This window comes from Streptomyces sp. CMB-StM0423, assembly GCF_002847285.1.
Classification (GTDB): Bacteria; Actinomycetota; Actinomycetes; order Streptomycetales; family Streptomycetaceae; genus Streptomyces.
In genome coordinates this window covers 1,723,758-1,736,512 of record NZ_CP025407.1, presented here as the reverse complement: position 1 = coordinate 1,736,512, position 12,755 = coordinate 1,723,758, and the positions used below count along the sequence as shown (strand labels likewise).

Genomic DNA, 12,755 nt, shown 5'->3' with positions numbered 1-12,755 from the left:
CCGCCCGCCCCCCGGGCCTCGCGACAGCGGACCGGGGCGGCCCCTCCGGGCCGTAGGATGGGCGCATGGCTAAGACCGGGACCGCGACCAAGGGGCTGCGTGCGGCGATCGAGCGCAGCGGCTACTACCCCGCCCTCGTGGCGGAGGCGGTGGAGGCCGCCGTCGGCGGGGAGCCCGTGTCCGCGTACCTGGTCCACCAGGAGACGACGTTCGACGCCAACGAGGTACGGCGGCACGTCACCGTGCTCGTGCTCACCGACAGCCGCTTCATCGTCAGCCACACCGACGAGCAGGCCGCGGACACCACCTCCCCGACGCCGTACGCCACCACCTCCACCGAGTCCGTCAAGCTCGCCCGGATCTCCTCCGTCGTCCTCAGCCGCGTCGTCGGCAACCCCGAGGCGTACACCCCCGGCACCCTGCCCCGCGAGGTCGTCCTGACCGTCGGCTGGGGCGCCGTCAGCCGGCTCGACATGGAGCCGGCCACCTGCGGCGACCCCAACTGCGACGCCGACCACGGCTACACCGGCTCGGCCACCGCCGACGACCTGAGCCTGCGCGTCAGCGAGGCCGGCGACGGCCCCGAGACCGTACGGCAGGCCCTGACCTTCGCCCAGGCGCTCTCCGAGGCCACCGCCGCCGGCCCCGAAGCCTGATGGCCGCCACGGGGGGGACACCGGGCAGCGGCACGCAGGACGGCACACCACCGGGCGCCGGGGACTGGCCCGCGCCGCTCGACCCCGCATCCGCGCCCGCCCCCCGCTACGGCACCCGCTCGCTGGCCGACCTGTTGCCCAGCGCCGCCGCAGGACTCGGCGTCCCCGGCTTCGCCCCGGCCCTCGCGGGGGTCGAACCGGCCGACCGCGTCTGCGTCTTCCTCATCGACGGCCTGGGCTGGGAGCAGTTGCTCGCCCACCCCGAGGACGCCCCGTTCCTGCACGGCCTCGCCGCCGGCGAGCCGCTGACTGCCGGCTTCCCCGCCACCACCGCCACCTCGCTCGCCTCCGTCGGCACCGGCCTGCCGCCCGGCGCCCACGGCCTGCCGGGCTACACGGTGCGCGACCCGGAGACCGGCGAGCTGATGAACCAGTTGCGCTGGCAGCCCTGGACGGCGCCGCGCGCGTGGCAGCCGTACCCCACGGTCTTCCAACTGGCCCACGACGCCGGCGTGCACACCGCGCAGGTCTCCTCGCCCGGGTTCGAGACCACCCCGCTGACGACGATCGCGCTCAGCGGCGGCACCTTCCACGGCCGGCTGTCGGGGGAGGAGCGGATGGACGTCGCCGCGGAGCAGCTCGCCGCCGCGGACCGCACGCTCGTCTACACGTACTACAGCGAGGTCGACGGCAACGGCCACCGGCACGGCGTCGACTCCGACGCCTGGCGCGGCCAGCTCGGCTACGCGGACCGCCTCGCCCGCCGGCTCGCCGAGCAACTGCCGCCGCGCGCCGCGCTCTACGTCACCGCCGACCACGGCATGGTCGACATCCCCTTCACCGCCGACGCCCGCTACGACGTCGATGAGGACTGGGAGCTGCGCGCCGGCGTGCGCCTCCTCGGCGGCGAGGGCCGCGCCCGGCACGTGTACGCGGCCCCGGGCGCCGCCGCCGACGTGCTCACCGTCTGGCGCGAGGTGCTGGGCGAGCGCGCCTGGGTGGCGAGCCGCGAAGAGGCCGTCGCGCTGGGGTGGTTCGGGCCGAAGGTCGACGAGCGGGTACGGGACCGGCTCGGGGACGTCATCGTCGCCGCGGCCGACGACATCGCGATCACCGCCACCCGCAGCGAGCCGAAGGAGTCCGCGCTCGCCGGCATGCACGGCTCGCTGACCCCGGCGGAGCAGTTGGTCCCGCTGCTGACCGTACGCTCCTGACCCGCGAACCGCGGCCGCGGCGGGTCACACCGGCGGCACCGTACGGCTAGTGCGGCGTGCGCACCAGCGTGAACCGCGCGCCCTCGACGTCCGCGACCTCCGCCATCCGCCCCGCGGCCGTCTCGTGCGGCTCGCGCACCAGCCGCCCGCCCAGCTCCACCGCGCGCGCCACGGAGGCGTCCACGTCGGCGACTCCGAAGTGCGTCGTCCAGCGCGGCCCCGTCTCGCGCAGCGTCTCCTCGCCGGCGGCGCAGACCGACGCCACGGGCCGGTCCTGGACGTAGAGCGTCGCGGTGTCTCCCTCCGAACGCACGTCGTAGCCGAAGACCAGCTCGTAGAACTTCGCGACCATCGTCGGTTCCGCCACCAGCAGGTCGTTCCAGACCGGCGTGCCGGGACGCGCCCGCCGCTCCACCTCCGGGGGCTGCCGCGGCTGCCACACCCCGAACACCGCCCCCGCCGGGTCCGAGCAGATCGCCTTCCGGCCGGCGGCGTCGGCGTCCAGCGGCCCCACCGCCACCGTCCCGCCGCAGCAGCGCACCAGCTCGGTGGCGGCGTCGGCGTCGTCGGTCGCCAGATACGGCGTCCAGGCCACCGGCAGCCTGCGCTCCGGCGCCATCGCGCCGATCCCGGCGACCTGGCCGCCGTCGAGGTGCGCCAGCCGGTACGCGCCGAGCGTGCGCGGGCCCTCCTCGAAGGCCCAGCCGAACAGGCCGCGGTAGAACTCCTCGGTCGTGTCCAGCCCGTGCACCATCAGGCTCACCCAGCACGGTGTGCCCGGCGCGCTGAGGATCGCTCCTTCGGACATGGCAGCCCTCTCTGACCATCGGAAGGTGGCGGTGGGTGACGTTCCGGTGACGCCTCTGCAGATATTTCCATTCCCCGTGCCGCAGCGCGCCCCCTCTGCGCCGATCGATCTGAAGAATTGTCCGTCTCGCCAGGAGATGTTCGCTTTCGGGCGGGGGTGGGGGCGGGGGCGGGAGGCGCGGCGCGACTCTGCGCCAGGATGGCCTCCATGGATGCCATCATCTCCGGAACCGATCTCGCGAGCGACCTGGCGGGCCCGCGGCCGCCCGTCGTGCTCGACGTGCGCTACACGCTCGGCGGCCCGCCCGGCCGCCCCGAGTACGACGCGGGCCACATCCCGGGCGCCGTCTACGTCGACCTGGACGCCGAGCTGGCCGCCCCGCCGGGACCCGCGGGCCGCCATCCGCTCCCCGGCTTCGACGTCTTCGGCGCGGCCATGCGCCGCGCGGGCGTCTCCCGCGACCGGCCCGTGGTCGTATACGACGGCGGGCAGGGCTGGTCCGCCGCGCGCTGCTGGTGGCTGCTGCGCTACACCGGCCACCCCGACGTCCGCGTCCTCGACGGCGGCCTCGCGGCCTGGCCCGGCGAACTCTCCCGGGAGACCCCCGGGGACGGCGCGGGGGACTTCACGCCGGAGCCGGGTGCGCTGCCGGTGCTCACCGCGGCGGAGGCCGGCGTACTCGCCCGCCGCGGCGTGCTGTTCGACGCCCGCGCGGAGGAGCGGTACCGCGGCGAGACGGAGCCGATCGACCCGGTCGCGGGCCACATCCCCGGCGCGGTCTCGGCGCCGACGACGGAGAACCTGGGCGCGGACCGGACCTTCCTGCCCGCGGCGGAGCTGGCGGCGCGCTTCCGGGCGCTCGGCGCCGCGCCGGGCACGGAGGCCGGGGTGTACTGCGGCTCGGGGGTGTCCGCCGCCCAGGAGGTGCTGGCCCTGGCGATCGCGGGCATCCCCGCGGCGCTGTACCCGGGTTCGTGGTCGGAGTGGGTGGCGGACCCGGCGCGGCCGGTGGCGACGGGCGCGGAGCCGGGCTGACGTACGCGGGTGGCGCCGCCCTCGTACCGGAGCAACGCCGGGGCGGGCGGCGTCCCTTGCGACGGAGCGCGGGGGCGCGGTCCGCGGGGACGAATCCCCGCGAACCGCGCCCGGCCGTACGGCTACTCCGGCTTCTTGCGCCTGCTTCCGAACACGATCTCGTCCCAGCTCGGCACCGCGGCCCGGCGGCCGGGCCGCACGCCGTCGGCCTCCGCCTGCCGGTCCGTCTGCCCGGTCAGCCGCTCCCGGTGCGCCGAGACGCTCCGCGGCATCAGCACGTCCGCGTACGCGGAACCCGCGCTCGCCGCGGGCGCCGGAGGCTCCTCCTCCACCGCGGGCGGCTCGGGCTCCTCCTCGGGCGGCCCGGGCACGGGACCCGCGGCACCCGCCGTGGCGGCAGGCCCGTCGGCCGCGGCCGCGGGCGCGGACTGGTCCGGCACCACCAGGTCGCCCCGGAAGCTCGGCACCGCCTCCAGCAGGCTGGTCAGGGAGTCGCGGTCCTCGCCGGCGCCGTCCCTGTCCCCGCGCCCGTCGGACGGCCGCTCCGGACTCCGGGGCAGCCGCGCGATCTTGGGCACGAAGGGCAGGCTCGGCTCGGGCGAGGCGTCGGTCTCGCCGATCAGCGCGCGCGCCTCGTCGTCGACGGGCTGCACGAGCCGCCGCGGCGGGTCGTACGTCCAGCCGGCGCTGTGCGGCTCACCCGCGACGCGGTAGACGAGCAGGACCTCCCAGGTGCCGTCGTCCCGGCGCCAGGAGTCCCACCGCGCGGAATCCTTCTCCGCGCCGCGCATCATCAGCCGCTCGGCGACCGCCTCGCCCAGCGCGGGACCGGCGCTCTCGCCGGGCCGCCGCAGGGGCGTCTTGCGGGCACGCTCGGCCATGAACGCGCGCTCGGCGAGCACGGGGCCCTCGAAGCGGCGGACGCGGTCGACGGGGATGCCGGCGAGCGCGGCGACCTCCTCCGCGGACGCTCCGGCTCGTATCCGGGCCTGGATGTCGCGCGGGCGCAGGTGGTTCTCGACTTCGATCTCGATCTGGCCGAGCCGCGCACGGTCGTTGCGCACCGCGGCGCGCAGACGCTCGTCAATCGGAAGGGTGTACTCCGTACTGTCCGCAGCCTTCAGCACCAGCCGTGTGCCGTCGTTACTGACCGCCACGACACGCAGTTCGGGCATGGGAACCTCCCGGTGGTGCCTGCCGACGTTCGGTGCGTCGCTGCTCTTCCCGCTAGTCGAGTGTGGCCTGCCCGGGTGCAGCCTGCCACAACATTGCTGAGTTGCCCGGCGTGTCGGGTCTTGGAACCCGATGCGCCGTTATGACACGGTTACGCATTTGCAACGCAGCGGCCGTGATCGCCGCCGTCGGACGGGCACCGGGGCACTGGCTCGCCCACAGTACTCCATTCGAGCCATGCGGGTGGACCGGCGCGCCACCGAACGCGGAACGTTGCACGGCAGTTGAGTCTGCCTGTTGCGCCCCGGTTCGATCAAGAGGTGCGTTGCATCACAGAATCCCCGGAATCGGAACTAACGGGTCCGTCCATGCGCTCGTCCATGAGGACAGGAGGCCATCGGAGCGATCTTGGGATGGAGATGCGGGGCACAGCGGACAGGGCGGAGGACGACGAGGGCGGGGAGAAGCGCAAGGGGAGGATCGAACTCAGCGGCGCCCAGGTCGCGGGCGGTGCGTCGGCCACGATGGTGGCCGCGTTCCTCGCCTCCAGCATGGGCGTGTACGGCACGATCATCGGCGCCGGCGTCGTCAGCGTGGGCGCCACCGCGGGCGGCGCGCTCTTCCAGCACGTCTTCCGGCGTACGGGCCAGCAGTTGAAGGACGCGGCGGTCGCGGCGCCGAAGGCGCTGCACAAGCAGACGACGCCGCTGCAGACGCCCGTACGCAACCGGGCGGACGACGAGACGCACCTGCTCAGGGCCGTGGCGCCGGCGGCGGGGGACGAGACGCAGCTCCTCCCGGGCGCGCCCGCCCCGGCGGACGATGCGACGCAACTGCTGCCCGTCGCACGCCCCGCGGCCGACGACGCGACCCAACTCCTGCCCGCCGCCCGCCCGGAGCCCGGCGACGCCACCGCCGTGCTGGGCGCACCCGCCCCCACCGGCGGCTTCGGCACCGCCAGCACGCACGGCACCCGGGCCAGAGGCTGGCGGCGCCTCGCGCTGGTCGCCGCCGGGACGTTCGCCGCCGTGATGCTCGTGGTCTTCGGCATCGAGAAGCTCACCGGCGGACCGCTCTCCAACGCCTGGGGCGACGACCGCACCGGCACATCTTTCAGCCCCGGCGAACGAAAGTCCGATACCCCGCCGGCGCCGGAAGAGGACGGCCACACCACCGACGGCACCCCCGAGCCCGGCACCGAGGAGACCGGCGGCACCCCCGGCACCGGCTCCGGCGAACCCGGCGACGGCGGCACCGGCTCCCCGGACGAGGGCACAGCCGAACACACGGACCCCGGCGGCACGTCCACCCCGCGGCCCGGCGGCGGTGGCGACAGCCCCGCACCCGGCACCACGGACGGCGGCACGACCCCGGCCCCCACGCCCACCCCGACGCCGCCGGGTACGGGCGAGGAACCCGCGGAGCCCGGCACCGGGGAGACCCCGGCGACCCCGCAGCCGGACGGCGCCACGGCGCCGGGGGCGGCGCAGTAGCCGCGGCGGGCGCCCCCGGGGGCGCTCAGTCCCCCAATACCCGCCGCAAGTAGTCGTTCCCGAACACCCGGCCGGGGTCGAGCCGGTCCCGTACCGCGGTGAACTCCCCGAACCGCGGGTACACGCCCGCCAGATACTCCGCGTCCCGGCTGTGCAGCTTCCCCCAGTGCGGCCGGCCGCCGTGCGCCGTCATGATCCGCTCCACCGCCGTGAAGTACGCCTGATGCGGCGTCCCCCGGTACAGGTGCACCGCGACGTACGCCGTGTCCCGCCCCGACGCCGTCGACAGCGGGATGTCGTCCGCGGGCGCGACCCGTACCTCCACCGGGAAGCTGATCCGCAGCCCCGACCGGTCGACCATCGCCTTCAGCTCCCGGATCGCGGCCACGGCCGCCGCCCGCGGCAGCGCGTACTCCATCTCCACGAACCGCACCCGCCGCGGGCTGGTGAAGACCTTGTAGGGGATGTCCGTGTACGTCCGCGCCGACAGCGCGCGGCTGGAGACCGCCGCGATGCCCGGGATCGCCGCGGGCACCGCCCGCCCGACCGCGCAGGCCGCCCGGAAGACGCCGTTGGAGAGCAGCTCGTCGTCGATCCACCCGCCGATCCGGCCGAGGGGCTCGGCGGGACCCTCGCTGCGGTTGTTGCGCTTGGTGTTGCAGTGGCCGGTGTGCGGGAACCAGTAGAACTCGAAGTGCTCGTTCTCCTCGGCCAGTTCGCCGAAGGACGCGAGGACGTCCGTGAGCGCCATCGGCTCCTCCCGCGCGGTGAGCAGGAAGACCGGCTCGACGGCGAAGGTCAGCGAGGTGACGACGCCCAGCGCGCCGATGCCGAGCCGGGCGGCGGCGAAGACCGCCGCGTCGTCGCCGGTGCCGGCTGCCGTGTACGTACGCGCCCGGCCGTCGGCCGTCACCAGCTCCAGCGCGGTGATCTGGGCGGCCAGCGAGGCGGAGGAGCGGCCGGTGCCGTGGGTGCCGGTGGCGGTGGCGCCGGACACGGTCTGCGCCATGATGTCGCCCATGTTGGTCAGCGAGAGACCGGCGGCGGCGAGGGCGTGGTTGAGCTGGTGCAGCGGGGTGCCCGCGGCGACGGTGACGGTGCCGGCCTCGCGGTCGATCTCGTGGATGCCGACCAGCCGCTCCGGGCGGATCATGAGCCCGCCGGTGGCCGCGGCGGCGGTGAAGGAGTGGCCCGTACCGACGGCCTTGACCTTCAGTCCCTCCTCGGCGGCGGCCTGCACGGCGTCGGCGACCTCGGCGGTGGTGGCGGGGCTGAGGGTGCGCGCGGGGCGGGCGGCGACGGTGCCCGCCCAGTTGCGCCAGGCGCCCGCGGCCCTCGTGCTCCTCACCTGATGCATCCGCCGTCCATCCCCTGAACGGGCCGGTCGTACGGCCCCTCGTCCCGGCTCTCGGCCCCCGGTTGGACAGGGATGATACTCGCGCGTACGGACCGTCCCGACGCCGGTGCCCGGCTCGGGCCGGAGGCGGGCTCATGGCAGGATCGAAGACATGCCAGACGCGCCGTCCTCCCAGCCGTACGACGCCCTTCTGCTGCTGTCCTTCGGCGGCCCCGAGGGCCCGGACGATGTCGTTCCGTTCCTGGAGAACGTCACCCGGGGACGCGGCATCCCGCGCGAGCGGCTGGAGGAGGTGGGCAAGCACTACTACCTCTTCGACGGCGTGAGCCCCATCAACGCCCAGAACCGCGCGCTCCTCGAAGCCCTGCGCAAGGACTTCGCCGAGGTGGGCCTCGACCTCCCGGTCTACTGGGGCAACCGCAACTGGGCCCCGTACCTCACCGACACCCTGCGGGAGATGACCGAGGCCGGGCACCGGCGGGTGCTGGCGCTGGTCACCAGCGCCTACGCCTCGTACTCGGGCTGCCGGCAGTACCGCGAGAACCTCGCCGAGTCGCTGGCCGAGCTGACCGCCGAGGGCCTGGAGCCGCCGCGCGTCGACAAGCTGCGGCACTACTTCAACGCCCCCGGCTTCGTCCGCGACATGGTCGTCGGCGTGCAGGACGCGCTGGCGCGGCTGCCCGAGGACGTACGCGACGGCGCCCATCTGGCCTTCACCACCCACTCCATCCCCACCGCCGCGGCCGACACCTCGGGCCCTCCGGCGGACCACGGCGACGGCGGCGCGTACGTGGGGCAGCACATGGACGCCGCCAAGCTGGTCGCGGACACCGTGGCCGTGCTCACGGGGGTGCAGCGCGCCTGGCGGCTCGTCTACCAGTCGCGCAGCGGCGCCCCGCACATCCCGTGGCTGGAGCCGGACATCTGCGACCACCTGGAGGAGCTGCACGCCGCCGGGGCGCCCGCGGTCGTGATGGTGCCGATCGGCTTCGTATCGGACCACATGGAGGTCCTCTACGACCTCGACACCGAGGCGGCGGCGAAGGCGGCCGGGCTGGGCCTGCCCGCCGTGCGGTCGGCGACCGTCGGGGCGCGGCCGACGTTCGTCGAGACGCTGCGGAAGCTGGTCCTGGAGCGGGCCGCGACCGAGCGCGGGGAGCCGGCCGAGCGGCTCGCGCTGGGCCGGCTGGGGCCGAGCCACGACGTCTGCCCGGCGGGCTGCTGCCCGGCCCGCACCCCCCGGCCCGCGACCGCGGGCGCCGACTGACGCCACCGCGGGCGCCGCCGGAACAGCCGGCCACATGCGCCCGGCAGCCGCCCGGCAGCCGCCCGCGGCACCCACCCCCGCACCCGAGGAGCACCGTGACCGACGAGCCCCGCCCCGAGCCCGCCGCCGCGCCCCACGAGGAGCTGCTGGCCCTGGCGCTGGAGGCCGCGCGCCGCGCGGGCGAGCTGCTGCGCGACCGCCGGCCCGCCGACCTCGGCGTGGCCGCGACGAAGTCCAGCGCCATCGACGTCGTCACCGAGATGGACTTCGCCGCCGAGAAGCTGATCACCGGCTTCCTGACCGAGCACAGGCCCGCCGACGGGATCCTGGGCGAGGAGGGCGCGAGCCGGCCCGGCACCAGCGGCGTGCGCTGGGTCGTCGACCCCATCGACGGCACCGTGAACTACCTCTACGGCCGTCCCGACTGGTCGGTCAGCATCGCCGCCGAGTACGCGGGCGAGGCCGTCGTCGGCGTCGTGGCGGCGCCGATGCGCGGCGAGACGTACCACGCCGTACGCGGCGGCGGCGCCTTCGTCAACGGCACACCGGCGCACTGCCGGCCCACCCCGCCGATGGACCAGGCGCTGGTCTCCACCGGCTTCAACTACGTCCTCGACGTGCGTGCGCACCAGGCAGAGGTGGCCCGCCTGCTCATACCCCGGGTGCGCGACATCCGCCGCGGCGGCTCGGCGGCGATCGACCTGTGCGACGTGGCCTGCGGCCGGCTCGACGGCTACTACGAGCGCGGCCTGAACCCGTGGGACCTGGCTGCCGGCGACCTCATCGCCCGCGAGGGCGGCGCGCTGACCGGTTCCCGGCCCGGCGGGCGGCCCGACGGGGACCTGACCGTCGCCGCGGTGCCGGGGCTCTTCGAGGCGCTCCAGCGGCTGCTGGACGAGCTGGGCGCCTGGCACGACTGATCCGTCCGCCCCCGCGCCGCACCGCCGTCTCGGGCCGTCCTACGGGCCCACGCCCCGGTCCCTCGCGCACTCCCGGCCGCTCCCGGCGCGTAGGCCCCGCGGGAGCGGCGCCACCTTCCCGCCCGTACCCCGAAACCCCCGTGCCACCGCGCCGACGCCTCCCGGACACCCGCGGACAATGCGGCGCCCCGGCACCGTCGGGGTGCCGGGGCGGTGTGGGCGTCGGGCGGGTCAGACTCCGGAGCCGGCGCCGACCTCGACGCCGTGGTCGGCGGCGAGCCGGCGCAGATCGTCCAGCTCCTCCTGCTCGACCTCGACACCGAACTCGTCGCCTTCCTCGCGGGCGCGGTCCAGCTCGTTCTCGGCCTTCTTGATGCGCTGCAGAATGCCAGCGGTGAAAGCGTCCATTGTGTGCGCCCCCTCGTCGTCGGGTCGAGGCACTGGGGGTGTGCCGACGGTTCAGATCACGGAGACCGTCCTTCCGGCTACAGCCTGTGTGCCGTGCCGGGAATGGAGGCTGGGAAACGTGATCGGCGGGTGTGGAATCGTCCTCCCCGCAGTACCGGGGGTGGAAACATCGGATCCGCAGAATCTTTGGGTGCCCGGCTGCTTACCACCGGTTTACGCCCATTGCAGGCAGGATGGAGCTGGTCAGCAGCACCGTTCCGTGCCCCCACGCACCACGTAGAAAGGACCCAGCCGTGCGCGTACTCGTCGTCGAGGACGAGCAACTGCTCGCCGACGCGGTGGCCACCGGCCTGCGCCGGGAGGCGATGGCCGTGGACGTCGTCTACGACGGCGCGGCGGCCATCGACCGCATCGAGCTCAACGACTACGACGTGGTCGTGCTCGACCGCGACCTGCCGCTGGTCCACGGCGACGACGTGTGCAGCAAGGTCGTCGAGCTGGGCCTGCCCACCCGCGTGCTGATGCTGACCGCCGCGGGCGACGTCCGCGACCGCGTCGAGGGTCTGGAGCTGGGCGCGGACGACTACCTGCCCAAGCCGTTCGCCTTCAGCGAACTCACGGCGCGCGTGCGCGCCCTCGGCCGCCGCAGCACCCAGGCGCTGCCCCCGGTGCTGGAGCGGTCCGGGATCAAGCTCGACCCGGGCCGCCGGGAGGTCTACCGGGACGGGCGGCTCGTGCAGCTCGCGCCGAAGGAGTTCGCGGTGCTGGAGGTGCTGATGCGGGCCGAGGGCGGCGTGGTCTCCGCGGAGCAGTTGCTGGAGAAGGCGTGGGATGAGAACACCGACCCGTTCACCAACGTCGTACGCGTCACCGTCATGACGCTGCGCCGCAAGCTCGGCGAGCCCCCGGTGATCATCACGGTGCCCGGCTCGGGCTACCGCATCTGACGCCCCCGACGCACCCCCACGCACCCGACGGATGGCCTCATGGACGACAACAGACGCTCCGCGTCGGACGAGCTGCCCGCCGGCACCCCGCCCAAGCCCACCTGGGACCCCCCGGAGGGTGCGGCGCCGTACTGGCTGCGCCCGACCATCCGGATACGCCTCACGCTGATCTACGGCGGCATGTTCCTGATGGCCGGCATGGTGCTGCTGGCCATCATCTATCTGCTGGCCGCCACCGCCCTGGACAGCTTCGCCACCCCCTTCAAGCTGCTGGAGAGCAGCGGCACCGTGCAGGTGGCCAGCGGGCCCTGTCCCGAGGTCTCGGACGCCAAGACGTACGACCAGTTCAACGGGATCCTGGAGGCGTGCATCGAGCGGCGCCGCCAGCTCGCCCTGGACTCCCTGCTGCGCAAGTCGCTGCTCGCGCTGCTGGGGATGACGGTCCTGGCCTTCGCCTTCGGCTACGTCGTCGCCGGCCGGGTGCTCTCGCCGCTCGGCCGCATCACCCGCACCGCCCGCAGCGTGGCCGGCTCCGACCTGCACAAGCGGATCGAGCTGGACGGGCCCGACGACGAGCTGAAGGAGCTGGCGGACACCTTCGACGACATGCTCGACAGACTCGACCGGGCGTTCAACTCCCAGCAGCGCTTCGTCGCCAACGCCTCGCACGAATTGCGCACGCCGCTGGCGATCAACCGCACCCTGCTGGAGGTCCAGCTCTCCGACCCCGAGGCGTCGCCGGAGCTGCAGCAGCTCGGCAAGACCCTGCTGGCCACCAACGAGCGCAGCGAGCTGCTGGTGGAGGGCCTGCTGCTGCTCGCCCGCAGCGAGAACGAAATCGTCGACAGGAAGCCCGTCGACCTCGCCGAGGTGGCCTCCCAGGCGCTCGACCAGAGCCGCGGCGAGGCGCAGAGCAAGGGCGTCGAGCTACGCGGGGTGCGCAAGCCCGCGTACGTCCAGGGGAACGGGGTGCTGCTGGAGCGGGTGGGGCTGAACCTGGTGCAGAACGCCGTGCGGTACAACGTCCCCGAGGGGGGCTGGGTCGAGGTGGGGACGGAGGCGCAGCCCGGCGTCGCCGTGCTGACGGTCGCCAACACCGGACCGGTCGTTCCGGCGTACGAGGTGGACAACCTTTTCGAGCCGTTCCGGCGTCTTCGCACGGAGCGTACGGGCAGTGACAAGGGGGTAGGACTGGGGCTGTCCATTGTGAGATCCGTCATTCGCGCGCACGGCGGGACGGTGACCGCACAGCCGCGCGAAGGCGGGGGCCTGGTGATTCGCGTCGCCTTGCCCATGCAGACTGTGTGATACGTCACATTTCACTCAACCCGGTCGTGTGCGCTGCGTCATCGCCGTATTCCGGGAAAAGCCCGTAAGATCCGCGTTTCCGCAGGATGCGGTCACGGGAAGTACACGGGGTGGCGTGCACGAGAAGGGCCCGGGACCGCGTATGGTCCCTTTCGCCATCCGGCCGCGA

12 protein-coding genes are annotated in these 12,755 nt (G+C 74.3%); 8 read left to right on the top strand and 4 right to left on the bottom strand.

Going from position 1 to position 12,755, the window contains the following annotated elements:
- Positions 1–65: 65 nt before the first annotated feature.
- Positions 66–656, top strand: a complete 591-nt coding sequence (locus CXR04_RS07320; RefSeq protein WP_047018498.1) for a DUF5998 family protein — start codon at positions 66–68, stop codon at positions 654–656.
- Positions 656–1,870, top strand: coding sequence for an alkaline phosphatase family protein (locus CXR04_RS07315; protein WP_101421059.1), 1,215 nt, complete (start codon positions 656–658; stop codon positions 1,868–1,870). Before CXR04_RS07320 ends, CXR04_RS07315 begins: the two co-directional genes overlap by 1 nt.
- 46 nt (positions 1,871–1,916) lie before the next feature.
- Here the strand turns inward: CXR04_RS07315 and CXR04_RS07310 are convergent, their stop codons facing one another.
- A complete protein-coding gene (locus tag CXR04_RS07310) occupies positions 1,917–2,678 on the bottom strand; it encodes a VOC family protein (protein WP_234380104.1) in 762 nt (253 codons plus the stop codon).
- Positions 2,679–2,876: 198 nt separating this feature from the next.
- Here CXR04_RS07310 and CXR04_RS07305 point away from each other — a divergent pair, with 198 nt between their 5' ends.
- Entirely contained in the window at positions 2,877–3,713 is an 837-nt protein-coding gene (locus CXR04_RS07305) for a sulfurtransferase (RefSeq protein WP_101421057.1), read from the top strand.
- Positions 3,714–3,835: 122 nt separating this feature from the next.
- Here the strand turns inward: CXR04_RS07305 and sepH are convergent, their stop codons facing one another.
- Positions 3,836–4,888, bottom strand: coding sequence for a septation protein SepH (sepH, locus tag CXR04_RS07300; protein WP_101421056.1), 1,053 nt, complete (start codon positions 4,886–4,888; stop codon positions 3,836–3,838).
- A 417-nt stretch (positions 4,889–5,305) separates the two neighbouring features.
- Between sepH and CXR04_RS07295 the strand changes: the two genes are divergently transcribed.
- Positions 5,306–6,379: a hypothetical protein gene (locus CXR04_RS07295; RefSeq protein WP_234380103.1), complete on the top strand. Its 1,074-nt coding sequence runs from the start codon at positions 5,306–5,308 to the stop codon at positions 6,377–6,379.
- 25 nt (positions 6,380–6,404) lie between these two features.
- Here the strand turns inward: CXR04_RS07295 and CXR04_RS07290 are convergent, their stop codons facing one another.
- Positions 6,405–7,736, bottom strand: coding sequence for a D-arabinono-1,4-lactone oxidase (locus tag CXR04_RS07290; RefSeq protein WP_101421054.1), 1,332 nt, complete (start codon positions 7,734–7,736; stop codon positions 6,405–6,407).
- A 151-nt stretch (positions 7,737–7,887) separates the two neighbouring features.
- Between CXR04_RS07290 and CXR04_RS07285 the strand changes: the two genes are divergently transcribed.
- Together CXR04_RS07285 and CXR04_RS07280 are read left to right on the top strand one after the other, a co-directional pair.
- Positions 7,888–9,003: a ferrochelatase gene (locus CXR04_RS07285; protein WP_101421053.1), complete on the top strand. Its 1,116-nt coding sequence runs from the start codon at positions 7,888–7,890 to the stop codon at positions 9,001–9,003.
- A 95-nt stretch (positions 9,004–9,098) separates the two neighbouring features.
- Positions 9,099–9,923 carry an inositol monophosphatase family protein gene (locus tag CXR04_RS07280; RefSeq protein ID WP_101421052.1) on the top strand — a complete coding sequence of 275 codons (825 nt, stop codon included), beginning with the start codon at positions 9,099–9,101 and terminating at the stop codon, positions 9,921–9,923.
- Between the two features lie 231 nt (positions 9,924–10,154).
- On the opposite strand, the gene CXR04_RS35115 is transcribed toward CXR04_RS07280, so the two are convergent.
- Complete coding sequence (locus tag CXR04_RS35115) at positions 10,155–10,331, bottom strand: hypothetical protein (RefSeq protein WP_164492590.1); 177 nt, start codon at positions 10,329–10,331, stop codon at positions 10,155–10,157.
- 293 nt (positions 10,332–10,624) lie between these two features.
- Here CXR04_RS35115 and CXR04_RS07275 point away from each other — a divergent pair, with 293 nt between their 5' ends.
- Positions 10,625–11,278: a response regulator transcription factor gene (locus CXR04_RS07275; protein ID WP_101421051.1), complete on the top strand. Its 654-nt coding sequence runs from the start codon at positions 10,625–10,627 to the stop codon at positions 11,276–11,278.
- Between the two features lie 39 nt (positions 11,279–11,317).
- Positions 11,318–12,586: a sensor histidine kinase gene (locus CXR04_RS07270; protein WP_101421050.1), complete on the top strand. Its 1,269-nt coding sequence runs from the start codon at positions 11,318–11,320 to the stop codon at positions 12,584–12,586.
- The last annotated feature ends 169 nt before the right edge of the window (positions 12,587–12,755 follow it).

Bases quoted from the DNA above. Each gene is read 5' to 3' on its own strand.
- CXR04_RS07320 (WP_047018498.1), top strand. From the start codon at position 66: ATGGCTAAGACCGGGACCGCGACCAAGGGGCTGCGTGCGGCGATCGAG.
- CXR04_RS07315 (WP_101421059.1), top strand. From the start codon at position 656: ATGGCCGCCACGGGGGGGACACCGGGCAGCGGCACGCAGGACGGCACA.
- CXR04_RS07310 (WP_234380104.1), bottom strand. From the start codon at position 2,678: ATGTCCGAAGGAGCGATCCTCAGCGCGCCGGGCACACCGTGCTGGGTG.
- CXR04_RS07305 (WP_101421057.1), top strand. From the start codon at position 2,877: ATGGCCTCCATGGATGCCATCATCTCCGGAACCGATCTCGCGAGCGAC.
- sepH (WP_101421056.1), bottom strand. From the start codon at position 4,888: ATGCCCGAACTGCGTGTCGTGGCGGTCAGTAACGACGGCACACGGCTG.
- CXR04_RS07295 (WP_234380103.1), top strand. From the start codon at position 5,306: ATGCGGGGCACAGCGGACAGGGCGGAGGACGACGAGGGCGGGGAGAAG.
- CXR04_RS07290 (WP_101421054.1), bottom strand. From the start codon at position 7,736: ATGCATCAGGTGAGGAGCACGAGGGCCGCGGGCGCCTGGCGCAACTGG.
- CXR04_RS07285 (WP_101421053.1), top strand. From the start codon at position 7,888: ATGCCAGACGCGCCGTCCTCCCAGCCGTACGACGCCCTTCTGCTGCTG.
- CXR04_RS35115 (WP_164492590.1), bottom strand. From the start codon at position 10,331: ATGGACGCTTTCACCGCTGGCATTCTGCAGCGCATCAAGAAGGCCGAG.
- CXR04_RS07270 (WP_101421050.1), top strand. From the start codon at position 11,318: ATGGACGACAACAGACGCTCCGCGTCGGACGAGCTGCCCGCCGGCACC.